Origin of the sequence: Corynebacterium provencense, assembly GCA_900049755.1 — a bacterium.
In the GTDB taxonomy this organism is placed as follows: domain Bacteria; phylum Actinomycetota; class Actinomycetes; order Mycobacteriales; family Mycobacteriaceae; genus Corynebacterium; species Corynebacterium neomassiliense.
The window spans coordinates 109769-131684 of the sequence record LT160593.1; the positions used below are offsets into that span (position 1 = coordinate 109769).

A 21916-nucleotide genomic window follows, 5' to 3' on the forward strand; every position below is an offset into this window, starting at 1 on the left:
ATGCGCCGGCTGTGTCCCCGGGCACTCTGACAGGAGAAGCGCCGGTCCGGCGTCTACGCTGGACCCATGAACGACAGTCCCGTAACCCGGCACACGATCTTTCAGAACTCCCTCATGTCCGCACTGCTCGACGGCATCTACGACGGTGAAATGACCGTCGGAGAGCTGCTCGGCAAGGGCAACTTCGGCCTCGGCACCTTCGATGCGCTCGACGGGGAGATGGTCATCATCGACGGTGTCTGCTACCAGCTGCGCCATGACGGCACCGCCACCCGAGCGGACCTGGAGCAGCGCTCCCCCTACTCGGTGTGCACGAACTTCGTGCCCCGCATCAGTCGGACGGCCCCGCAGAACATCCGGCGCAGTGAGCTCTCCGCCTTCATCGACGAGATGACCCCCTCAGCGAACTACATGTACGCCGTGCGCATCACCGGGACATTCTCGGATGTGACGACCCGTACCGTGGTCAGGCAGAACAAGCCGTACCCTCCGATGACCGAGGCCGTCGGTGATGACGCCGAACAGCATTTCACCGATGTCTCCGGGATCATCGCAGGTTTCCGGACGCCGATCTACGAGAAGAACATCTCCGTCCCCGGCTGCCACGTCCACTTCATCGACGATGACCGTACCTCCGGCGGGCATGTCCTCGACTTCACCCTCGTCGAAGGCAGGATCGAACTCTGCCCCGGCACGGACCTCAATCTCCGTCTACCCCTGACCTCGGCATTCTCGAATGCGAACCTGGATCCGGAGGACCTGGACGCTCAGATCCACGCCACCGAGGTCAAAGGTGGTGCGTCGGAACCCGACCAGGCACCCGACCAGTCACCCGACCAGGCACCGGGGAACTGACCTGCCCGGTGCACGGCCGGGGCGCGGGGTCTGCCGCTCCCGCGCCGGGGCGGGGCGGGGTCATGCACAACTAGGATGATCCCCATGAGCGGAGCAGCAGAGCACACCGTGCCAGAACAGACCGCGCCCGGAGACGTGCTGGCGGGGGTGGGGCCCGTGGACGTGGCACAGGGGGAGGCGGCACAGAGGGAAGTGGCACAGGGGGAACCGTCGCCACAGCGGCCCAGGAAGGCCCGGACCCGCCGTGCAGACGGGGAACGCTCCCGCCGGAAGATCCTCCGGGCGGCCTCCGAGATCGCCGTGGAACGCGGATACGACGGCACCTCCATCGCCGAGATATCCCGACGGTGCGGCCTGCCCGCCAGTTCCATCTACTGGCATTTCAGGGACAAGGACGATCTCATGGCCACCGTCATCGAGGACAGTTTCGAGGCCTGGAACCGGTCCTGGGACATCGACTCGGACGGCAGCATCCTCCCGGAGCTGGTCGCCATCGCCGACAGGCTCGTCGACGCCCTGCAGAACCACCCCCAGTTCCTTCACATCGGACTGCCGCTGGCCCTGCAGAAGAGGTCGGACAATCCCCGGCCGCGGCGCATGTACCTGCAGATGCGGGGCAATCTGGCCGAACGGTTCGAGAAGATCGGGCGGACCCACTTCCCTGACGTGCCGGCCCACCGCCGTACCGCGGTGATCACCTATCTCATCGCCGGTGCGGAAGGCCTCATCATCTCCCATGAACTCGACCGTTCGCAGGACGCGCCCTCCATCGGGGAACTGCTGAAGCTCCACGCCAACAGTGTCATCCGGATGATCACCCAGGAAGCCTCGGAATGGCCGACCGCCGACCCCGCCACCGGACAGGAGTCCGCATGACCACGACAGCACACGGACCTGACAGCACAGCGGGCACAGGCGTCATCGGTGTCATCGGAGTCGGTGAGATCGCCGAAGCACTCGTCACCGGACTGCTGCTGCCGGACACCGGCAGTGTCGTCGTGGATTCGGTGGTGCTGTCCCCGCGCAGTGCCGCACGGTCGGCCAGACTGGCCGCCGGAGACCCGCGGGTCACCGTCGCCGCAGACAATGCGCAGGTCGCTGACAGTGCGGACACCGTCATTGTCTCGGTGAAGCCCGACCAGCTCGCCGAAGCTCTGGAGGGTGTCACCTTCCGTCCGGGTCAGCTGGTGGTCAGCACCCTGGCCGGGGTGGACCTCGCGACGCTGCGCAGGCACACCGGTCCCGGCCCGGAGATCGTGAGGTCGGTGCCGCTGCCCCCGGTGGCGCGACGGGCGGGGGTGACCCCGCTGATTCCCGCCGAACCTCGGGTGGTGGCGATGTTCGACCTCCTCGGCGGTCACCTGGCCGTGCCCGACGAGGAGAGGATGGCGGCGGTCACCGTGATCACCGGGGCCCAGACCGCCGTGCTGCAGTATGTCTCGGTGCTGTGCGACTGGGCCGCGGCCAACGGCCTGGACCCGGCGTCCTCGGAGATGTTCGTCCGTCAGTCGGTGGCGGGTCTCGAGCCCGGGCTGAAGGACGCGTCGAAGCAGGTCAGTGAGCTCATCGACCGTTTCGAGACCCCGGGTGGCCTCAATCTCCAGCTGCGCACCGGTTTCTTCGACGAGACCGTCACCGGCGCACTGCTCAGCCAGTTGGACGCCCTCCACGACCGCGTCAGAGGCAGCGACCGGGGGTGACGGCCGGGCGTCACTCCTCCGGACGGGGGCCGGCAGATGCGGCCCGGGCCATCGCCTCGGCCTTCCTCTTCCGGTCCCGGTACACGAGGTAGACGATGAACCCGACCAGGATCAGCGCACAGACGGCGTAGATGAGGGTGGAGAAGCTGTCGATGGTGTCCGAGACCCGGTGGTAGTTCGCTCCGAGGAGGACGCCCAGCCAGATCAGCACCGCATTCCAGACAGAGGACCCGATGAGGGTGAGGACCGTGAACTTCACCAGGTTCATCCGGTGGACACCCGCGGGGATGGAGATCAGACTGCGGATGCCGGGGATGACCCGGCCGATGAGGATCGCGGCGTCCCCGAAACGGTCGAACCAGTGCAGTGCACGGTCGACGTCACGGCCCTCGGTGAGCCACATTCTCTCGGCGATCGCACGCAGGCGGTCCGCCCCGATGGCCGCGCCCAGCCAGTACAGCAGCCACGCTCCCGTCAGGGAGCCTGCGGTCGCCCAGATGAAGGCGGCCCAGGCGCTCATGTGCCCCTCGGTCGAGGCGAAGCCGGAGAGGGGGAGGACCACCTCGCTGGGGATCGGCGGGAAGACGGTCTCGATGAGGATCGCCAGTCCGACGCCCGGGGCGCCGATCGTCTCCATGAGGGAGACGATCCAGTCGACGACAGAGGTGATCACTACGGGGCCTTTCCGGGGCAGCGGGGGAGCGGGCGGGGAGCGGGCAGGGACGAAAGTTCCCCCCATGGTAAATGAGGGTCACGACGGACTGCCACCGGGCCGAGCTCAGGGGAGCCGCCGGATCCTTACCCCAGCAGGGACTCCACCGGGGCGAACCGGTCCCCGTAGGTGGCGGCGAGTTCCCGGGCCCTGGCCACGAACCCTGCCGTGCCCGTGGTCGGGTAGTCGTCACCGGCGTCCTGAGGCAGGGGAGCCGCGGCGGGACGGGCGTAGTTGGTGATGAACTGGCGGGTGCCGCCGGTCCAGGCCGGGTACCCGATGCCGAGCAGTGAACCGATGTTGGCGTCCGCGTCGGAGGTCAGCACGCCCTCGTCGACACACTTCTGGGTCTCCAGTGCCTCGATGAACAGCATGCGTTCGATGAGGTCGTTGAGGCTGGGTCCGTCCTGTCCGGCGGAGACCGTGGAATCCAGCCCGTGCCCTGAGGTGGCGTCCTCACCGTCGGGGACGGTGACGGGGGTGACGCCCAGTTTCTCCCTCAGCTCGGTGCGCAGGCCCTCCCACAGGCCGGTGCGCCGACCGTTGTCGTCGTAGCTGTAGAAGCCTCGCCCCTCCAGCTTCCCGGGCCGGTCGAAGACGTCGAGCATGGCGTCGACGAGAGCGGTGACACCACCGTCGTCGGTGGTGACGCCGGCGGCGTCGTTGGCGGCCTTCGTCTCTGCGCCGATCTTGCGGGCGAGCTTGAGGTTGAGTTCGTCCTGCAGCTGGAGCTGCGGGGCAGGGTAGCCGGCCTGGCGTCCCGCAGCTTCGATGACGGCCGGGTCCACGCCTTCGACGAGCATGCGCATCGCCTCGTTGAGGACGGTGGAGATGACCCGGGACGTGTAGAAACCCCGGGAGTCGTTGACGACGATGGGGGTCTTGCGGATCTGGCGGGCGAAGTCGAGGGCCTTGGCGAGGGTCGCCGGGGAGGTCTTCTCGCCGGAGATGATCTCGATCAGGGGCATCTTGTCCACCGGGGAGAAGAAGTGGAGGCCGATGAAGTCACCGTCGCGGTCCACGCCCTCGGCCAGGCCGGTGATGGGAAGGGTCGAGGTGTTCGATCCGAGGACACAGGTGTCGGGCACGGCAGCCTCGATCTCGGCGAAGACCTTGTGCTTGAGCTCCGTGTTCTCGAAGACGGCCTCGATGACGAGGTCGACGTCGGCGAGGTCGGCGTAGTCGGCGGTGGGGTGGATGCGGTCGAGCAGTGCGGCGGACTTCTCCGGGGTGGTCCGGCCCCGTTCGAGGGCCTTCGCCTCCAGTTTCTCCGAGTAGGCCTTTCCCTTGGCGGCGTTTTCGGCGGAGATGTCCTTGAGGACGACCTCGAGTCCGGACCTCGCGGCGACGTAGGCGATCCCGGCGCCCATCATCCCGGCTCCGATGACGCCGACCCTGGTGAACTGTGTGGCCGGGTAGGGGGTGCCGTCGGCCTGGACCGGGCGGGAACCGCCGCCGTTGCAGTGGTTGAGGTCGAAGAAGAAGGCCTGCATCATGTTCGTGGAGGTCGGTCCGGTGACCAGCTCGACGAAGTAGCGGGTCTCCACGGCGGTGGCGTCCTCGATACGCTTGAGCTGCGCGCCTTCCACGGCTGCGGCGAGGATCGCACGGGGGGCGGGCATGGGGGCGCCCTTGACCTGCTTGGTGACGTTGGCGGGGAAGCTGGGCAGCATCGCTGCGAGAGCCGGGGTGGACGGGGTTCCGCCGGGGATGCGGTATCCCTTCCGGTCCCAGGGCTGGGACGCTTCCGGGTTGTCGGCGATCCAGGCGCGGGCGGCGTCGATGAGGCGGTCGGCGGGGACGATCTCGTCGATGAGGCCGAGTTCGAGGGCGTCGGCGGCGTTGAACTGCTTCCCGGTGGTGAGGACGCGGGTCAGTGCGGTGGCCAGGCCGAGCATCCGGGTGACACGGGTGACTCCGCCACCGCCGGGCAGCAGTCCGAGGGTGACCTCGGGGAGGCCGACCTTCAGTCCGCGGGCGTCGGAGGCGATGCGGTGGTGGGTCGCGAGGGCGAGTTCGAGGCCGCCGCCGAGGGCGGTGCCGTTGACGGCGGCGACGACAGGGACGCCGAGGGTTTCCAGGGTGCGGAAGTCGGCCTTCATACCGTCGCACATTTCCCGGGTCGCTTCAGCGTCCGCGGGAGTGGTGGTGATCATGGCCTTGATGTCGCCGCCGGCGAAGAAGGTCTTCTTCGCGGAGGTGACGATGACGCCCCTGATCTCACCGGCGTCGACACCGGACTTCAGTTTCTCCACGGTCTCCGTGAGGGAGGCGCGGAAGGCGTCGTTCATGGTGTTGACGGGTGCGGAGGGGTCGTCGATGGTCAGGGTGACCACACCGTCGGGGTCGGCTTCCCAACCGAAGATGTTCTCGCTCATTGTGGTCTCCTTAGACTCGCTCGATGATGGTGGCGACGCCCATGCCGGCGGCGACGCAGAGGGTGACGAGGGCGTATCGTCCGCCTGAGCGGTGCAGTTCGTCGACTGCGGTGCCGGTGATGATTCCACCGGTGGCGCCCAGGGGGTGGCCCATGGCGATCGCGCCACCGTTGATGTTCAGTTTCTCGTCGGGGATGTCGAGTTCACGCTGGGCGCGCAGGACGACGGAGGAGAAGGCCTCGTTGATCTCCCAGACGTCGATGTCTTCTGCGGTGAGTCCTGCCTTGGCGAGGGCGGCGCGTGCCGCCGGGGCCGGGGCGGTGAGCATGATCGTCGGTTCGACGCCGGTCGTGGCCGCGGTGACGATGCGGGCGCGGGGGGTCAGACCGTAGCGTTTTCCGGCGGTTTCGTTGCCGATGAGCAGGAGGGACGCCCCGTCGACGATGCCGGAGGAGTTGCCGCCGTGGTGGACGTGGTTGATTTTCTCGACCTGGGGGTACTTGGTCAGGGCGACGGCGTCGAAACCGCCCTGGTCGCCGACTGTGGCGAAGGCGGGGCGGAGTCCGGCGAGTTTCTCGGGTGTGGTGCCGGGGCGGATGGTCTCGTCACGGTCGAGGAGGGTCAGGCCGTTGGCGTCCCTGACGGGGACGACGGAACCGTCGAAGCGTCCTTCGTCCCAGGCTGTGGTGGCGCGGGCGTGGGAGCGCGAGGCGTAGGCGTCGAGTTCCTCGCGGGAGACCCCGTCGAGGGTGGCGATGAGGTCCGCGGAGATTCCCTGGGGGATGAAGTCGTTGTGGAAGGAGGTGGTCGGGTCCATTGCCAGGGCGCCACCGTCCGAGCCCATGGGCACGCGTGACATTGATTCGACACCGCCGGCGAGGACGAGGTCGTCGAAACCGGAGCGGATCTTCATCGCGCCGAAGTTCAGGGCGGTGAGGCCGGAGGCGCAGTAGCGGTTGAGCTGGACACCGGTGGCGGTGTACGGCAGGCCTGCGTTGAGTGCCGCGGTGCGGGCGATGTCCATGCCCTGGTCACCGAGGGGGGTGACGACGCCGGCGATGACGTCAGCTACGGCGGCCGGGTCGAGGTCGGGGTTGCGGTCGAGGATCTCCGTGATGAGGCCGGAGAGGAGGTCGACGGGTTTGACGGTGTGCAGGGAGCCGCCCGGCTTCCCCTTGCCGCGCGGTGTGCGGACGGCCTCGTAGATGAAGGCTTCGGGGATTCCCGGAGCGGTTGCGTCGGTCATAGTGGTCCTCACGTGAAGTGTCGTCGTCCCGGTGTGCGGTTCTGCCGGCCCTGCCGGACCAGGTTCCGCCCGGTCGGTCAGGTGGCGGTGTGCGTCACAGGGACAACATACGGGTGCAACATGTGTCGCCGATCACTATAGTCGCTGCCGGGTGGGCGAGGGTGCGGTTTCCGTGTCTCGGGGGTGGTTTCTTTTAAGCCCCCTGCCTGCGGTTTTGTCTGGTGAACCTATATTCGGAGGTGGCTGCGGGACGCTACCGCCTGCGCAGGACGAGCACCAGGTTCGAGACACCCACCTCGCGCAGTCCGGGCACCTCTGTCATCCACCACGCCCACGACGGGTGGTACCGGGGGAAGGCCGCCACGGGCTCGGCGGGGTACGGGTGGTCGGTGCCGGTGACGGCCTCCGCGTACCGCAGCCCGTCGGCGCAGGAGACCTCGAACAAGGACTCACCCCACCGGTTCTTCGGCGCATGCCCGTGCCGCCGTTCGTAGCGCCGGGCGGCGAACTCCCCGCCGATGTAGTGCTGCCACAGTCCGGTCTCGTGACCGCCGAACGGGCCCAGCCAGCAGGTGTAGGAGAAGACCATGAGCCCGCCGGGCCTCGTGACGCGCAGCATCTCGTCCGCCATGCGCCACGGGTCGGGGACGTGCTCGGCGACATTGGAGGAGTAGGTGAGGTCGAACGCGGCGTCCGCGAACGGCAGGTCCATGCCGGAACCCCGGACGGACGCCGAGACCCGGATTCCCGCGGCGGACATCTCGCCGGCGTCCGGCTCGCAGGTCACGTAGTTGTCCACACCTGCGGAGGCGAAGGCGCGGGCGAAGTAACCGGGGCCGCCGCCGACGTCGAGGATCCGCGTACCGGCCAGGGAACCGGTGTCTCCGGCGTCAGCCCACACGGCGGAGAGGACGCCGACCGTGTCCGCGGCGAGGTGCCCGTAGAAACGGTCGGGATCGGCCTGCTCGTACCGGAAGTCGGCGAGGAGGCCGAGTGAGCGGCGCAGTGTCGCGCGGCGGCGGAGGGTGGGGAGGGTGTTCCCGTGCATGTCGACATGGTCGCACACCGCGGAAGGCGGTTCTGACACGGTCACCGGGAAGTGGTGAATGGAAACCTGGTCAGGACAGCGGGGCAGGTGTACGCTGCGGCGACCATGAGCACTCCCGGTATTTCTGGCAGTCCGGTCATTCCTCCGTTGTCCGCGCAGGATTCGCACCCGCCGCGGGGTATCCGGACGCTGTGGTGGTTCCCTCCCGTGGTCAACGACCGTGCGGCCCGGACGACGGCGATGCTGGTCGTCGCTCTGTCTGTGGTGGTCCTCGTGTTTTCGCGGACCGGTTTCGCCACTGTGGCGCTGGTCCTCAATGTCCTGCTTTTCGCGGGTTTTGTGCTGCGTGTGCTCGCCGGTCCCCGGTTTGACCCGTTCGGCCAGTTGTCGGTGCGTTGGTTGGCGGGTGCGGTGTTCGGTGGGCCGGTGATGACGGCGGGGCCTCCGAAGCGTTTCGCGCAGGGGATCGGGGTGGTTTTTTCCGGGGGGTCGTTGATTCTGCGTGCGGTGGGTTGGGATGTCGCGGCGGATGTGGTGCTGCTGTTGCTGGTGGTGGCGGCGTCTCTGGAGGGCTTCGTCGGACTCTGCCTGGGGTGCCGGATCTTCGCCTGGCTGCAGGACCGTGGGGTGATTGGGGCGGATGTCCGGGCGGACTGCGCAGTCCGGTGACTGTCAGCCCGCGGTGACTGCGGTGACTGCGGCTACTGCCGCTGGTTCACTGCCGCGGCGAGGAGTGCACCGATGACCCCTACTGCCGCGAAGAGCAGGAACGCTGCGGTTCCTCCGCCGGTGGCGGAGACGATCGCCCCGGTCACCGACGGACCGACGATGCCGCCGATCCGTCCGATACCCAGGGACCAGCCAACGCCGGTGGTCCGGGCTGTGGCGGGGTAGGAGCGGGTCACCCACCCGTTGATGAGGGTCTGGGTGGCGACCGCCCCGTAGCCGGCGAAGGCGGCGAGGGTGAGCAGCAGTGCCGTGGAGTCCGCTCCCGCGAAGCAGAGCACGGCGGCGGCTCCGACGAGGAAGGACGCCGTGACCACGATCTTCGATCCCCACCTGTCGGCGGCCACTCCGGCTGCGACTCCGCCGACGATTGCGCCGAGGTTGAAGCAGAGGAGGAAGTTCAGCGAACTGGAGAATCCGCGCCCGGCGTCCTGCATGAGGGTGGGCAGCCAGGTGTTCGCGCCGTAGACGAACAGGAGTGAGCAGAAGCTCATCGCCCAGAACAGTACGGTGGTGGCGCGGAATGTGGGGGAGAAGATGATCCGCAGGCCGTCGCGGGCAGCGTGGCGTCGGTGTTCTGCGGGTGTGCCGGCGGGAACCTCCTGTGACTCCGGCAGCCATCGGCGTGCCGCGGGGAGGACGGTCACCAGCGGGAGGGCGGCGATGAGGTACATCCAGTGCCAGGAGAATGCGGGCACGACCCATTTGGCCAGCAGCGCAGCCGCGACGCCGCCGACCGGGTAGCCGGACTGCATGATGACGTAGGCGACGGCACGTCGACGGACCGGGGAGAATTCGGTGGTCAGTGCGGCCGCCAGGGGCATCACCCCGCCGAGACCGATGCCGGCGAGGAACCGCACGACGGCGAACACCTCGGGGCCGGGGGCGGCGGCGCAGAGGATCATCAGCACGCTGAACCAGGTGACGCAGCCGAGGAAGGCTCTGCGGCGGCCCCACCGGGCGGCGAAGGTGCCGACGAGGATGGCGCCGACGAACATGCCGACCAGGGCCGAGGATCCGACGAGGCCGGCGGTTCCCGAGGACAGTCCCCATTCTTCGCGGAGTTTCGACAGGGTGGTGCCGTAGACGACGATGTCATAGCCGTCGAAGGCGATGGCGGTGCCGCAGACAGCCATGACGCCGTAGGGCAGCCGGTCGGTGGCGGTGCCGGTCGGGGTTGTCACGTCGGTGACGCCGACGGTGGAGGGGGAGCTCACGGTTCTTCTTTCACACTGGGGCCCGGCCGGTGTGCCGGGCAGTAGACGGACAGAATGGGTAGCCTACCCTGTCTGTGGTCCGTTTGGTCGTGGGTGGGCGGGTTCGGTGGGCGCCGGCTCCTTACTGCAGGCTGCGGGTCTGTGTGACACTGTGCGGCCAGATACTGCGGTTCGTGCAGGGATAAGGTGGTATGTCTGTGGGCCAGACCCCCGTGTGATGGACACCCCTGGTTCCGGCAATGGACAGGGGAAGGAAGATTGCGTTCGCCCATTCTCCTGAATACCGACTCGGAGCAGTTCAAGCTTGACGCCGTCGCCTTGTGCGAGCCCGCCCAGGACACGCCACTGGAGTCCGTGGTTGCCGAACTCGGCAACAACCGCAGCACCCTCGAGGCCTGGGACGGCCGCTTCTCATCGAACCCGTGTGCCGGCAGTACCGACCGCTCGGAAGCTGGTGTCACCGGACCGTGCAACAGACCTCCCGGTTAGCCCCAAGCGGTGTCCCCGCGGGTGTTACCGTGGTTCACATCATGAAGGTTCTTCTGCTGTGCTGGCGAGATTCAGGTCACCCCGAAGGAGGTGGCAGCGAGGTGTACCTGGAACGCGTCGCAGAGCACCTGGCGTCCCCCGGGGGAGGAGGACACGACGTCACCTTCCGCACCGCCCGCTACCCGGGATCCGCACCGGTGGAGCACCGTGACGGTGTGACCTACGTCCGTGGCGGCGGTCAACTGTCCGTGTACCCGCGGGCCTGGTGGTACATGTGCAGGAACCGGTTCGACGTCGTCGTCGACACCCAGAACGGGGTCCCGTTCTTCGCCCGCATCTTCGCGGCGGGGCGTCCTCCCGTCGTCCTGCTGACACACCACTGCCACCGCGAACAGTGGCCCGTGGCAGGACCGCTGCTGTCCCGCATCGGATGGTTCACCGAGTCACGCCTCTCGCCCCTCGTCCACCGGCACACCCCCTATGTCACCGTCTCCGAACCCAGCGCCGGCGACCTGGTCGACCTGGGGGTCGACAGGGACAGGATCACCGTGATCCGCAACGGGGTCGACAGTCCCGCCCCAGAAAACACGAACCCGGACAACACGACTCCGGACGTCACCGGCAGAACCCACCTGGTCACCCTGTCCCGCCTGGTGCCCCACAAGCAGATCGAGCACGCCGTCCACGCCCTGTCCGCGGTACTCCCGGACCACCCGGGAACTGTGCTGGACGTCATCGGTGACGGCTGGTGGTCAGAGAACCTGCGCCGGTGCGCCGCCGACCTGGGGGTCGCCGGCAGTGTCATCTTCCACGGACACGTCACCGAGGCGATGAAGCACCGCATCCTCGCCCGCGCGGACGTCCACCTTCTGCCCAGCAGGAAAGAGGGGTGGGGCCTGGCGGTCATCGAAGCCGGACTCCACGGCGTCCCCACCCTCGGCTACTCCTCCTCGGCAGGACTGCGTGACAGTGTGGTCGACGGCCGGACCGGCATCCTCGTCGACTCCGAAGGGGACCTCATCACCGCTCTGGGCGGGCTCCTCGACAACCCGGCCCGGCGGCGGGAACTGGGGGACGCCGCCCGCGCCCGCGCCCTGAGTTTCTCGTGGGACGCGACCGGGAAAGCATGGCAGAAACTGCTTGCAGACCTTGTCCGGGAATCGCGACATTCCACCAGGTAGGCGGGTGAATTGGAGGTTACTTACGACTTCTGCGACCTGCGAATTTAAGGTTACTTTCAGTCACTCGAATCGTGGTCGTGAAAAGAATTTCGGTACAGTGGATCCGGTGATCTTCACGGTTCTGATGACGGGAACCGTACGACGACTGCTGGAGGATGATGCCGTGTGACTGCCGTGCGCGCCCGTGACCTGTACAAGGTATTCGGGAAAAAGCCTGGTGAAGTGGTACGTAGACTGAAAGAGGGGGCAGACCGCAGCGAGCTGACAGGCCTGGGGACGGCCGCTGTGATCGACGTGAATTTCGATGTCGAAGAGGGGGAGATTTTCGTTGTCATGGGCCTGTCCGGGTCGGGGAAATCGACTCTGATCCGCATGATCAACGGACTCTGGAAACCCACTGCGGGAACAGTGGAGGTCATGGGGGAGAACATCGCGGAACTCGACGGAAAAGCGCTGCGTGACCTGCGCGCCCGACATGTGTCGATGGTCTTCCAGCACTTCGCCCTCCTCCCGCACCGCACAGTGAGGGACAACGCCGCCTACGCCCTGGAGATCCGCGGCGTCCCCAAGGAGGAACGCCTCGCAAGCGCCGACAGGTGGCTGGAGAAGGTAGGACTCCAGGGCTGGGGCGACAGCCTCCCCGGCCAGCTGTCCGGAGGAATGCAGCAGCGCGTCGGACTGGCCCGCGCCCTGGCCGCCGAAACCGACATCCTGCTCATGGACGAAGCCTTCTCCGCCCTCGACCCCCTCATCCGGTCGGAGATGCAGGACCAGCTGCTCCAACTGCAGCATGACCTGCACAAGACCATCATCTTCATCAGCCACGACCTCAACGAGGCGATGAAACTCGGGGACCGCATCGCGATCATGCGGGACGGTCGGATCGCCCAGATCGGCACCGCCCACGAGATCCTCACCAACCCCGCCGACGCCTACGTCGCCGAGTTCATCGCCGACGTCGACCGCTCCCGCGTCCTCACCGCCGCAGAGATCATGACCCCCATCGAAGAGTTCGACGCCGAAGAACGCGAAGACACCGGCAGCTTCCCGAAGGTCGAGGCCACCGACATGGTCTCCGAACTGTTCGAACAGTCCGCCGCCGCCGACGGTCCCCTGGCCGTGACCGACAACGGCAGCGTGGTCGGCACCGTCGGCGCCGAAGACCTCGTCTCTGCGATGGCCCCGCCCGCTGAACCCGCTCAGCCCACCCAACCCGCAGAGCCCGCAGCCCCCGCTGAGCCAGCGGAGCCCGCCGAGCCCGCCCCGGACAGCACAACCGACCCCCGGAAGGAGGCGTAGGCCGTGGGAACCATCGCCAACCCCGACGTCCCCCTCGGAGACTGGATCTCCGACTTCATCGACTGGTTCACCGGCGCCTTCGGATGGCTCCTCGACTTCATCGGAACCGTCCTCGACGGACTCTACGACGCCTTCTACTGGGTACTCGGTTCCCCCACCTACCCGTGGCTGGTCGTCATCTTCGGCCTCATCGCCTGGGCCAGCGTCAGCTGGAAGGCCGGCATCCTCACCGCGGCAGGCTTCTACCTGGTCCGGGCCGTCGACGAATGGGTCCAGGCCATGGAAACCCTCTCCCAGGTGCTCGTGGCCGTGCTCATCGCCGTCGCACTGTCCGTACCCCTGGGCATCTGGGCGGCGAAGTCACGCACCGTATCCGGGGTGGTCAAACCCGTCCTCGACTTCATGCAGGCCATGCCCGCACTGGCCTACCTGGTGCCCATCATCGTCATCTTCGGCATCGGCGTCACCCCGGGAATGATCGCCACCCTCATCTTCTGCATGCCCCCCGGGGTCCGGTTCACCGAACTGGCGATCCGCCAGGTCGACCAGGAGACCGTCGAAGCCGGCAGGGCGTTCGGCGCCTCGAACACCCACATCCTGTTCCGCATCCAGCTGCCGCTGGCACTGCCCACCATCATGGCCGGAATCAACCAGGTCATCATGCTGGCACTGTCGATGGTGGTGCTCGCCGGAATGGCCGGCGCGCCCGGCCTCGGAGCGGACATCACCAGTGCGATCAGCAGTCTCAACGTCCCGCTGGGAGTGAACGCCGGCATCGCCGTCGTCATCCTCGCCGTCTTCCTCGACAGGGTGACCGCGGGTCTCGGCAACCGGACTCCGCTGGCCAGGGCACAGCGCAACGCGTAGGAGGAGAACAACCATGACCAGCACACCATCCGGCACCCGGAAGCCCGGCCACAGCGCCCGCACCGTCTGCGCCGCACTCGCCGCAGGCGTCCTCACCCTCTCCCTGGGCGCGTGCGGTGCGAAGAACTCCAACGACGAAGTCACCGGAGCGGGGGAGGAGGGCGGGTCCTACGCCGCCAGGTTCGCCGACTGCGTCCCCGGCGAGGACTCCGCCGACCTCACCACCACGGACGTGGACGCCGACAAGTCGATCACCGTCGCCGCCTTCAACGGCTGGGACGAATCCTTCGCCGCCTCCCACCTGCTGCGCTACGTCCTCGAAGACGAGGGGTACACCGTCGACATCCAGTCCCTGGACGCCGGCCCCGGCTACACCGGCGTGTCCCGGGGCGACATCGACCTCATCATGGACTCCTGGCTGCCCGTGACCCACGAAAGCTACCTCGAGCAGTACCGGGACACCATCGAACCCCTCGGCTGCTGGTACGACAACGCCAGACTCACCATCGCCGTCAACGAAGACTCACCGGCGCAGTCCATCGCCGACCTCAGAGACGACGCCTCCGACTACGGCAGCCGGCTCGTCGGCATCGAACCCGGCGCCGGGCTGACCGAACAGGCCAAGAAGGCCGTCCGGGCGTACGGCCTGGACGACTGGAACTTCCAGATCTCGTCGACCCCGGCGATGCTCGCCGAACTGAAGAAGACGACAGACGCCGACGAGAACATCGCCGTGACCCTGTGGCGCCCCCACTGGGCCTACGACGCCTTCCCCGTCCGCGACCTGGAGGACCCCGAAGGGGCCATGGGAGGGGCGGAGAACATCCTCAACTTCTCCCGCAGCGGATTCTCCGGTGACAACCCCTACGTCGCCCAACTGCTCAAGAACCTCGTCATCGATGACGAGCACCTCTCATCCCTGGAGAACGTCATGTTCTCCGACGAGAACTACGGGGGAGAGAACCTCGACGCCGCAGTGGCGGAATGGGCGGAGAAGAACCCCGACTTCATCGACGCGTGGAAGGCCGGCACGCTGGGGAAGTGACGCGCACCGGACTGCGTCGAACCGGCCTACCCCACGTCTACAGTGGGCATGATGATCAACGACACTGTCGCGACCGCTCCGGACACCGCGTCTGTGGTATCCGCGGTGTCCGGGGTGGCGTCCTCGGTGTCGTCCGCGGTGTCCGGCGTCATTTCCGACCTGCAGCACCAGGTGGACGCCCTTCCCCCGGTCCTGCAGTTTGTCGCCGTGTTCGTCCTCGCGGTCGTCCCCGTGATCGAAGGTGACATCGCCGCCGGTATCGGCATGGTCGCCGGCGTGGACTGGGAGTTCACTTTCGTCGCCGCAGCCGGTGGCACCGCACTCGCCGCCTGGGCCGGCGCCCTGTGGGGCTCCCGGATCACGGAGCGGCGGCGTAGCCGCACGCTCCCCCGCGATGACGCTGGGGCTGCAGCGGACACGGAGGACGCCGTCGATGTGGTCCCTTCACGCCGCCGCGCCGCGGCCGACCGGATCCTCGCCAGGGTCGACCGCTACGGCCTGGGACCCGCGATGGTGCTGTGCGGTTTCGTTTCCCCGGTGGGGCTGAACACCTTCGTGCTCGCGATGGCAGGGTTTGACCGGCGACGCCTGGTGGTCTGGGGCGTGGTCAGCGCCGTGCTCAACGTCGGGATTGTCGTGGCCGGGACCACCGGAGTGCTGCACCTGCTGCTGCACTGACCCCGGTGCCGTGGTCGCCCGGTGATCAGCGTGTTCCGTTCCTGGATCGTGGCGTGGTCAGATGCATACGGCGCGCCGGGTCATACTCTGTTCTCATGCCCGATTTCCTTCGTTCCGTTCCGCTGGTCGGAACCCAGGCCACGGTGGTCTTCCTCATTGTTGGTCTGATCTGCCTGCTCGCACTGTCCCGACAGATGCTGTGGCGCCCCGGAACAACCCGTCGACGGAGGTTGACAGTGCTCTGCACTGTCGCCGCTGTGACCGTCATTGTGTGTGCGGCCCTGTTGGTCTACGTCGTCGTGGGCATTGACGTGGGGCTGTCAGAGATCCCTCCGGCAGCACTGGCCGGTGGTGTTCTCACGGTCGTTGCGGTCGTAACCGTGGTTACCGGGTTTGTCGGCTGGATGAGGCAGGACCGAGGCACGCGGGGGACCCTGCGGCCCGTTCGTTCGTCTGTCCTGGTCGGCGGTGTGCTGCTCACCTCGGTCCTCCTGCTCAACGTTGCGTTCAATCTGTACCCGGAGGTGGGATCATTGCGGCCAGGTAAGGCCTATGAGGAGACTGATGCCTCGGATCTCCCGCGGGCAGTCGGTTCCGACGGCACAGTGTCTGTCACGGACTGGCAGGACCAGGATGAACACACCTACCAGGGGGGAACGCAGCCGAAATACGGGTCCGTCGTCACTATGCCGGTGCCCACGCCGGCATCAGGATTCGCGGCACGGGACGCGCAGGTGTACCTGCCACCTGCCTGGTTCTCTGAGCCCCGTCCCGCACTGCCTGTCCTGGTGCTCATGGCGGGGATCCCCGGTGCTCCGTCCCAGTGGTTCGGCAGTGGACGTGTCGGTGATGTCGCCCACCGCTACCAGCGGACCCACGGTGGATTGTCTCCTGTGGTCGCCGTGGTCGACGCAACAGGATCTACCTGGGGAAATCCTGTGTGCACAGACTCGCCGACGGCGAAGGTCCAGACCTTCCTCAGCAAAGATGTTCCGTCCTGGCTTGTCGGCCGTTTCGACGCTGACCCCGACCAGTCCCACTGGGCGATCGGCGGCCTGTCCTACGGAGGAACGTGTGCGTTGCAGGTGGTGGCGAATGCCCCCGAGGCCTACGGGATGTTCCTCGACTTCTCCGGAGAGCGGCGTCCGACAGCCGCAGACGGCAGCCACGAGACGACTGTCCGGGAATTCTACGGCGGGTCACAGGTGGCGTTCGCTGCCGCCAATCCGGAGGATCTGTTCCACGCACATGCCTCTGACGGCAGGTATGCGGACGTGGTCGGATGGTTCATCGCAGGTAAGCGGGACAGTTCTGTGCGTAACGATCTCAGTGCCCTGGCGGACGCCGCACAAGCGGCAGGCGTCGATGTCACCGTCCAGACGGTGCCCGGGGCCCATGACTTCGGTACGTGGCGTGAGGCCATACGCCGAGCCTTCCCTGCCGTGGCCGAGCATGCAGGACTGGCAGGATGACAGGCTCCCGATTCGCCGCTGTGATATTGATGAGAGCATGAGTTTGGCCCGCTACCGGATCTCGCTGACCGTGGTCCTCGACCAGTTTTTCTTCATCTTCGCTGCCGGGGCGGCGCTGTGGCTGGCTTGGCTGCTGTTCACCGAGGCCTTCGATGTCGGCTGGGCGGGGACGGTGTATCTGGTCGCCTTCTGGGCGTTGCTCGCTTATTTTGTGCTGCCCCGTGTGCACCGCATCTTCGCTGCAATCTACTTACCCGGTTACTTCATCGGTCGTACCCGTACCAGCGACGGTCTCCTCGGTGACCCGGTGAATGTGGCTGTGCTGGGTGACCAGTCTCAGATTGAGACGGTGATGGCGGCTGCCGGGTGGACCCGGGCGGATCCGGTGGATCTGTGGTCGTCGATGCGGATCGTGGCCTCGGTGATCATGCGGAGAAGTTACCCGACCGCACCGGTGAGCCCGCTCTTTCTCTTCGGCAGGCTGCAGGATCTGGCGTTCCAACAGGAAGTCGCGGGAAACCCGGCGAAGCGACATCACATCCGGCTCTGGCGCACACCGGACGAGTGGCTGCTACCCGGTGGTACCCGGGTGGACTGGCTCGGCGCGGCCACTTTTGACCGTGCAGTGGGGTTATCCCTGTTTACCCTGCAGATCACCCATAAGATCGATGCTGACATCGATGTCGAGCGTGACTACGTCACCGCGTCAGTCATGGACACCGGCATCGGCGCAGAACTGGAAGTCATGACTGACTTCGCTACCGGCTACCATGCCCGCAACGGCGGAGGAGACTCAGTGCGTACCGACGGGAGTCTGCCGGTCATCGACCTCAGGAAAATCCACCGTGATGACTGAGCGGCGCCGTCACCGGGAGAAGCGTCCCGCCGGAGAGTTTCTCGCCGCCCTAGGTGACTCGGGCGTCCCTGAAGTTGATCCCGGGCGTAGACCGGCTGGGGTCTCACTCGGTATCGCTTTCCTCCTGCTCCGCGCGCTGAGCGGCGTGCTCTGGTTGATTGATCTGGTGACCAACTGGGACACGGTGGTTTCGACGGATCCGAACGGCAAGTGGGGCGCGCTGGCTTTCGCCGTGCTGCACATCGGCTGGACAGTGCTGCTACTGGCTCTCATCCGTTCCCTGTGGCGGGGATCGGATGTGACCCGGCTCGTGGTGCTGTCCTGGACGACAGTGAACATCATTATTTTCGCGGTCGGCTACTTTGCCCGTGGTCAGCAGATCGTCCTGAGTACTTCTCTGCTGGCACTTCCGCTGGACATCCTCGTCCTCCTGGCCTTGTCCGGCAGAGATGCCCGCGCCTGGACCCGGGCCAGGACTGAGCTGAGGCACCGGGCCAGAGAGAAGCGCCGGGCTACTTTGTCATAGGGAAGGCGAGCACGTCGCGGATCCCGCCGCCGACGATGAGCATGACCAGCCGGTCCACTCCGATACCCATGCCACCGGTGGGGGGCATGCCGAACTCGAGTGCCCGGAGGAAGTCCTCGTCGACCTCCATGGCTTCCCGATCACCACCGGCTGCGAGCAGGGACTGGGCCTCCAGCCGTTCGCGCTGCAGGAGCGGATCGGTGAGCTCGGAGTAGGCGGTGCCCAGTTCCGTACCCCAGGCGACGAGGTCCCAGCGCTCCACGACACCGTCGATCGACCGGTGGGGCCGGGTCAGCGGCGAGGTTGACGCAGGAAAGTCGACGTAGAACGTCGGCAGGGTCGTCCGGCTCTCCACGAAGTCGCCGTAGAGCTCCTCGAAGAGGTGGCCGTGGTCCCAGTCCGCGCGCCACGGATAGTCGATGGCGTCCGCCACACGATGCAGTTCCTCCACAGGGGTACCCGGAGTGACTGCCCATCCTGGCTCCGGGGTCCGGCCGCGGGCGGTCAGTTCTTCGGTGAGGGCGGCGGTGACTGCCTCATAGACACTCACCACAGGCCACTGCCCGGAAATGTCGACGAGTGCGCCGTCAGGGCCGGTCACTGCGGGTCGACCGTGGACGGCGATCGCTGCGGCACAGATCAGTCGGCGGGTGAGGTCCATCATGTCGTGGTAGTCGGAGTGGGTGCGGTACGCCTCCAGCACAGTGAACTCCGGGTTGTGGGTGGCGTCTGCACCTTCGTTGCGGAAGTCTCGGCCGAGCTCGTAGACCCGGTCCATCCCGCCGCAGAGGAGCCGTTTGAGGTAGAGCTCCGGAGCTATACGCAGGTAAAGGTCGATGGAGTAGGCGTTCGAGTGGGTCATGAACGGTCGGGCGGATGCGCCACCGTGTGTCTGCTGGAGTACGGGGGTCTCCACTTCAAGGTATGCGTCAGCGTCGAGGACGCCACGCAGCGCCTTGAGGACCGCCGCGCGAGCCCTCAACCGGAAACCTACCTGTGGGTTGACAGTCATGTCGAGGTGCCGGTTGCGCAGCCGCGTCTCCGGGTCGGTGAGACCTGAGCGGGTGTCCGGCAGGGGGTGCAGGGCCTTGGCCTCAATCCGCAGACTGTCGGCCAGTACCGACACCGTGCCGTTCCTGGACGCGCCGACCGTACCGGTGACCTGCACGAGGTCGGCCAGGTCGAGGTCGTGGATTCGTGTTGTCGCGGCCGGACGAGAGGCTTCAACGAGGATCTGACAGCGGCCTGTGGAATCCTGCACATCGAGGAATGTCACTCCACCGAACCGGCGGCGCGCCATGATGCGCCCGGAGACGGTCACCGGTGTGTCGGCATCCAGTTTGGTGACGTCCCCGCAGCCGACGGTGGGCTTCACGGCGACGGGCCACGGGTCTACTCCGGCTTCACGTAGTCGAGCCGCGGTGGACATGCGGACCCTGACCTGCTCAGGAATCCGACGGTGCGGTCGAACCGGGTTGGCGACCTCGTCGCGCCAGGTGGGAACGCGGGCGAGCGCCGCCTCCGCAGCAGGGCCGTGCACAGGTTCCGGAGATGTCGAGCGGCGGGCCAGGATCCGGGCGCCGGGCAGCGACGAGAGGTCGGGGATGAAGCCCTCGGCCATGCCGGAGGCGACACCGACGCGCACGACGGAGGTGCTCTCGCCGTAACAGAGGTAACGCGGCACCCACTGCGGGTTGTACTTCTCGTTGGAACGGTACAGGGCCTCCATCTGCCACCACCGGGAGAAGAACACGAGGACGCGGCGGTTGAGCCTGGTCAGCGGGTCGGTGCCGATGTCACTCTCGGTGGCGAAGATCCGGCGGAAGACCGCGAAATTCAGTGACACGCGGCGTGGTTCAGGCACACTTCCTGAGTTTTCCGCCTGCCCGAGGCACAGGTCGACGACCATCTTCTCGACCGTGCCGTTGGGCGCGGCGGGGCTGCGCCGCATAAGGTCGAGGGACAAGCCGTCGGGACCCCACGGCACGAGGGAAAGCTCGGCGACAACCTCGCCGTCCACGAGTGCCTCGACGAGTACGCAGTCTCCGTCGCCGGGGTCTCCGATGCGGCCCAGCGCCATGGAGAATCCACGCTCGTCAGTGGTATCGCGCCAGGCCTCCGCCCGTTCGTCGACCCGGTGAAGTTCCTCGGCGGTGAGTTCGTGGTGTCGTCGGGTGCGGACGGTGACACCGGAGCGGCGGGCCCGGGACACGGACTGCCGCAGAGAGCGGAACTCCGGGGAGGACAGGTGCAGGTCGGCGGAGTGGAGCACGGCCTCGTCACCCAGCCGCACTGCACTGAGACCGTGACGTGCGTAAGCGCGGGCTCCGGTGTCGGAGGCGCCCATGACTGCCGGCGTCCATCCGTAGGACGCTGCCATCGCGGTCCAGGCACCGATCGCCGAATCCCAGGCCGCCGGGTCGCCCAACGGATCGGCGGCGGCGAGGCAGACACCGTTTTCCACGCGGTACGTTATCGCCGCGCGGCCGTCGGGGGCGTAGAAAACGGATTTGTCGTGACGGAAGGAGAAGTAGGCCAGGGAATCGGAGCCGTTGAACCGGGCGACCATGGTCCGCAGAATTTCCTCGTCGGTGTCGGACAGGGCGTTGCGGTCTCCGCTGGACCGCAGCAGGACCATGACACCGGCGATGACGGAGAACGCGGAGAGCACTGAGACAGTGAAGCGGATGAGGGCGGTGGGCGATCCACCGAGTACACCATGCTCGGCGATATTCACGCCGACCGCGTGCTCGAGAACCCACCACCACCGGTCGGAACCGGACAGGCTTCCGGGCCAGAGCGAGACAAGGACGGCGCCGACAACGGCGGTCGCTGTCACACCGGTCAGCCAGCAGCCCAGACCACGCCACACTGATCCGCTGCGGGTGCGGGCACGGAAACTCCGGTAGCCGAGGAGCAGACCCACGAGAATGACAAGCTGGATCATGCAGCCGATGATGAACAGAGGCCAGGGTCCGTCATAGATAGTCTTCAGGCTCGCCTCGACGATGATGGGCAGGTCTGGGTCACTGAGTAACGAGTCATCTCCGGGTCCACCGTTGGAGACGATGACGATGAAGGCGACGAGATTGAAGATGTTGAGCGCCGCGAACAGGATCGTCCAGATGAGCCAGCCGAGCCGCTTGCCAGCGAGGAGAGCGCCGCCGAGGAAGAACAGTGCCACACACCAGGCGAAGGAGGGCGGCAGCGGGAAGAACAGCAGATCCAGGGCAGCCCGCACGGAGCGCACGTTCCTGTCGATGTAGGTCAGCAGGACGATGAAGGCACCGAGCAGGGCGTAGCCGGTGAAGAGAACCCCGAAGAATCGTGGGAGCCGGCGGTCGGGGGCCTTCGCAGGTTGGTGCTGTGCAACCGATATCGGAGCGGTTGCGATCAAGGTCGGGGACGAAGTAGTCACGGAAACTCCCGGGGATGAGGGCGCCAGCTGCTGCGGTGGGTACGAGCTGTGAACGACTGAAGGTGGTGGTGCTCCAGAGACTGATGAGCCCACCGGACAGTGACTGTACGCTGACGGAATATAGTGGAACCGCAGACCGGTGCCATGGCATTTTCCGGCGGAAAGGTGGCGTGCCGATTTCAGAATTTCTCCGGAGACTCTGT

Annotated in this window: 18 protein-coding genes; 12 read left to right on the forward strand and 6 right to left on the reverse strand. The window is 66.8% G+C overall.

Translation table 11 applies throughout. The features are described 5' to 3' along the window. The first annotated feature begins 66 nt into the window (after positions 1-66). The 3 genes from budA (at position 67) to BN3906_RS06985 (ending at position 2555) form a co-directional block, all read left to right on the forward strand. Complete coding sequence (gene budA / locus BN3906_RS06975; protein WP_066586484.1) at positions 67-855, forward strand: acetolactate decarboxylase; 789 nt, start codon at positions 67-69, stop codon at positions 853-855. Between the two features lie 84 nt (positions 856-939). Beyond that, on the forward strand, positions 940-1731 hold the full coding sequence (locus tag BN3906_RS06980) for a TetR/AcrR family transcriptional regulator (RefSeq protein ID WP_078057253.1): 792 nt from the start codon (positions 940-942) through the stop codon (positions 1729-1731). Next, complete coding sequence (locus BN3906_RS06985) at positions 1728-2555, forward strand: NAD(P)-binding domain-containing protein (protein WP_066589423.1); 828 nt, start codon at positions 1728-1730, stop codon at positions 2553-2555. Before BN3906_RS06980 ends, BN3906_RS06985 begins: the two co-directional genes overlap by 4 nt. A 10-nt stretch (positions 2556-2565) precedes the next feature. Here the strand turns inward: BN3906_RS06985 and BN3906_RS06990 are convergent, their stop codons facing one another. From BN3906_RS06990 to BN3906_RS07005, 4 genes are all read right to left on the reverse strand, one after another. Then, positions 2566-3228 carry a DedA family protein gene (locus tag BN3906_RS06990; RefSeq protein WP_066586487.1) on the reverse strand — a complete coding sequence of 221 codons (663 nt, stop codon included), beginning with the start codon at positions 3226-3228 and terminating at the stop codon, positions 2566-2568. Between the two features lie 125 nt (positions 3229-3353). Further along, entirely contained in the window at positions 3354-5645 is a 2292-nt protein-coding gene (locus tag BN3906_RS06995) for a 3-hydroxyacyl-CoA dehydrogenase NAD-binding domain-containing protein (RefSeq protein WP_066586491.1), read from the reverse strand. Between the two features lie 10 nt (positions 5646-5655). Further along, positions 5656-6891 (reverse strand): acetyl-CoA C-acetyltransferase, encoded by a 1236-nt coding sequence (locus tag BN3906_RS07000; protein WP_066586493.1) that lies wholly within the window; start codon positions 6889-6891, stop codon positions 5656-5658. A 253-nt stretch (positions 6892-7144) separates the two neighbouring features. After that, on the reverse strand, positions 7145-7939 hold the full coding sequence (locus BN3906_RS07005; protein ID WP_066589424.1) for a class I SAM-dependent methyltransferase: 795 nt from the start codon (positions 7937-7939) through the stop codon (positions 7145-7147). Positions 7940-8044: 105 nt separating this feature from the next. Between BN3906_RS07005 and BN3906_RS07010 the strand changes: the two genes are divergently transcribed. Beyond that, a complete protein-coding gene (locus BN3906_RS07010) occupies positions 8045-8608 on the forward strand; it encodes a DUF4395 domain-containing protein (protein ID WP_078057461.1) in 564 nt (187 codons plus the stop codon). Between the two features lie 32 nt (positions 8609-8640). On the opposite strand, the gene BN3906_RS07015 is transcribed toward BN3906_RS07010, so the two are convergent. Next, the gene (locus BN3906_RS07015; RefSeq protein WP_261796900.1) at positions 8641-9882 is read right to left on the reverse strand and encodes an MFS transporter; all 1242 of its coding nucleotides are present in this window, start codon (positions 9880-9882) and stop codon (positions 8641-8643) included. Between the two features lie 530 nt (positions 9883-10412). Here BN3906_RS07015 and BN3906_RS07025 point away from each other — a divergent pair. From BN3906_RS07025 to BN3906_RS07060, 8 genes are all read left to right on the forward strand, one after another. Then, complete coding sequence (locus BN3906_RS07025) at positions 10413-11552, forward strand: glycosyltransferase family 4 protein (protein ID WP_066589433.1); 1140 nt, start codon at positions 10413-10415, stop codon at positions 11550-11552. A 165-nt stretch (positions 11553-11717) separates the two neighbouring features. After that, positions 11718-12851 carry a quaternary amine ABC transporter ATP-binding protein gene (locus tag BN3906_RS07030; RefSeq protein ID WP_066586500.1) on the forward strand — a complete coding sequence of 378 codons (1134 nt, stop codon included), beginning with the start codon at positions 11718-11720 and terminating at the stop codon, positions 12849-12851. 3 nt (positions 12852-12854) lie between these two features. Further along, positions 12855-13718: an ABC transporter permease gene (locus tag BN3906_RS07035; protein WP_066586502.1), complete on the forward strand. Its 864-nt coding sequence runs from the start codon at positions 12855-12857 to the stop codon at positions 13716-13718. Positions 13719-13731: 13 nt separating this feature from the next. Beyond that, entirely contained in the window at positions 13732-14763 is a 1032-nt protein-coding gene (locus BN3906_RS07040; RefSeq protein WP_066586504.1) for a glycine betaine ABC transporter substrate-binding protein, read from the forward strand. Between the two features lie 48 nt (positions 14764-14811). Continuing rightward, on the forward strand, positions 14812-15441 hold the full coding sequence (locus BN3906_RS07045; protein WP_147592865.1) for a hypothetical protein: 630 nt from the start codon (positions 14812-14814) through the stop codon (positions 15439-15441). A 95-nt stretch (positions 15442-15536) separates the two neighbouring features. Next, positions 15537-16913 (forward strand): alpha/beta hydrolase, encoded by a 1377-nt coding sequence (locus BN3906_RS07050; RefSeq protein WP_066586508.1) that lies wholly within the window; start codon positions 15537-15539, stop codon positions 16911-16913. Next, entirely contained in the window at positions 16894-17769 is an 876-nt protein-coding gene (locus BN3906_RS07055; RefSeq protein WP_261796901.1) for an LssY C-terminal domain-containing protein, read from the forward strand. The genes BN3906_RS07050 and BN3906_RS07055 overlap by 20 nt, the downstream gene beginning before the upstream one ends. Next, positions 17762-18295 (forward strand): hypothetical protein, encoded by a 534-nt coding sequence (locus BN3906_RS07060; protein WP_066586519.1) that lies wholly within the window; start codon positions 17762-17764, stop codon positions 18293-18295. Before BN3906_RS07055 ends, BN3906_RS07060 begins: the two co-directional genes overlap by 8 nt. On the opposite strand, the gene lysX is transcribed toward BN3906_RS07060, so the two are convergent. Continuing rightward, a complete protein-coding gene (lysX, locus tag BN3906_RS07065) occupies positions 18282-21692 on the reverse strand; it encodes a bifunctional lysylphosphatidylglycerol synthetase/lysine--tRNA ligase LysX (protein ID WP_261796902.1) in 3411 nt (1136 codons plus the stop codon). The two genes, BN3906_RS07060 and lysX, sit on opposite strands and share 14 nt — an antisense overlap. Positions 21693-21916 lie beyond the last annotated feature (224 nt).

Excerpts from the sequence above, each read along its gene's own strand:
- budA (WP_066586484.1), top strand. The coding sequence starts at position 67 with ATGAACGACAGTCCCGTAACCCGGCACACGATCTTTCAGAACTCCCTC.
- BN3906_RS06980 (WP_078057253.1), top strand. The coding sequence starts at position 940 with ATGAGCGGAGCAGCAGAGCACACCGTGCCAGAACAGACCGCGCCCGGA.
- BN3906_RS06985 (WP_066589423.1), top strand. The coding sequence starts at position 1,728 with ATGACCACGACAGCACACGGACCTGACAGCACAGCGGGCACAGGCGTC.
- BN3906_RS06995 (WP_066586491.1), bottom strand. The coding sequence starts at position 5,645 with ATGAGCGAGAACATCTTCGGTTGGGAAGCCGACCCCGACGGTGTGGTC.
- BN3906_RS07000 (WP_066586493.1), bottom strand. The coding sequence starts at position 6,891 with ATGACCGACGCAACCGCTCCGGGAATCCCCGAAGCCTTCATCTACGAG.
- BN3906_RS07005 (WP_066589424.1), bottom strand. The coding sequence starts at position 7,939 with ATGCACGGGAACACCCTCCCCACCCTCCGCCGCCGCGCGACACTGCGC.
- BN3906_RS07010 (WP_078057461.1), top strand. The coding sequence starts at position 8,045 with ATGAGCACTCCCGGTATTTCTGGCAGTCCGGTCATTCCTCCGTTGTCC.
- BN3906_RS07025 (WP_066589433.1), top strand. The coding sequence starts at position 10,413 with ATGAAGGTTCTTCTGCTGTGCTGGCGAGATTCAGGTCACCCCGAAGGA.
- BN3906_RS07040 (WP_066586504.1), top strand. The coding sequence starts at position 13,732 with ATGACCAGCACACCATCCGGCACCCGGAAGCCCGGCCACAGCGCCCGC.
- BN3906_RS07045 (WP_147592865.1), top strand. The coding sequence starts at position 14,812 with ATGATGATCAACGACACTGTCGCGACCGCTCCGGACACCGCGTCTGTG.
- BN3906_RS07050 (WP_066586508.1), top strand. The coding sequence starts at position 15,537 with ATGCCCGATTTCCTTCGTTCCGTTCCGCTGGTCGGAACCCAGGCCACG.
- BN3906_RS07055 (WP_261796901.1), top strand. The coding sequence starts at position 16,894 with ATGCAGGACTGGCAGGATGACAGGCTCCCGATTCGCCGCTGTGATATT.
- BN3906_RS07060 (WP_066586519.1), top strand. The coding sequence starts at position 17,762 with ATGACTGAGCGGCGCCGTCACCGGGAGAAGCGTCCCGCCGGAGAGTTT.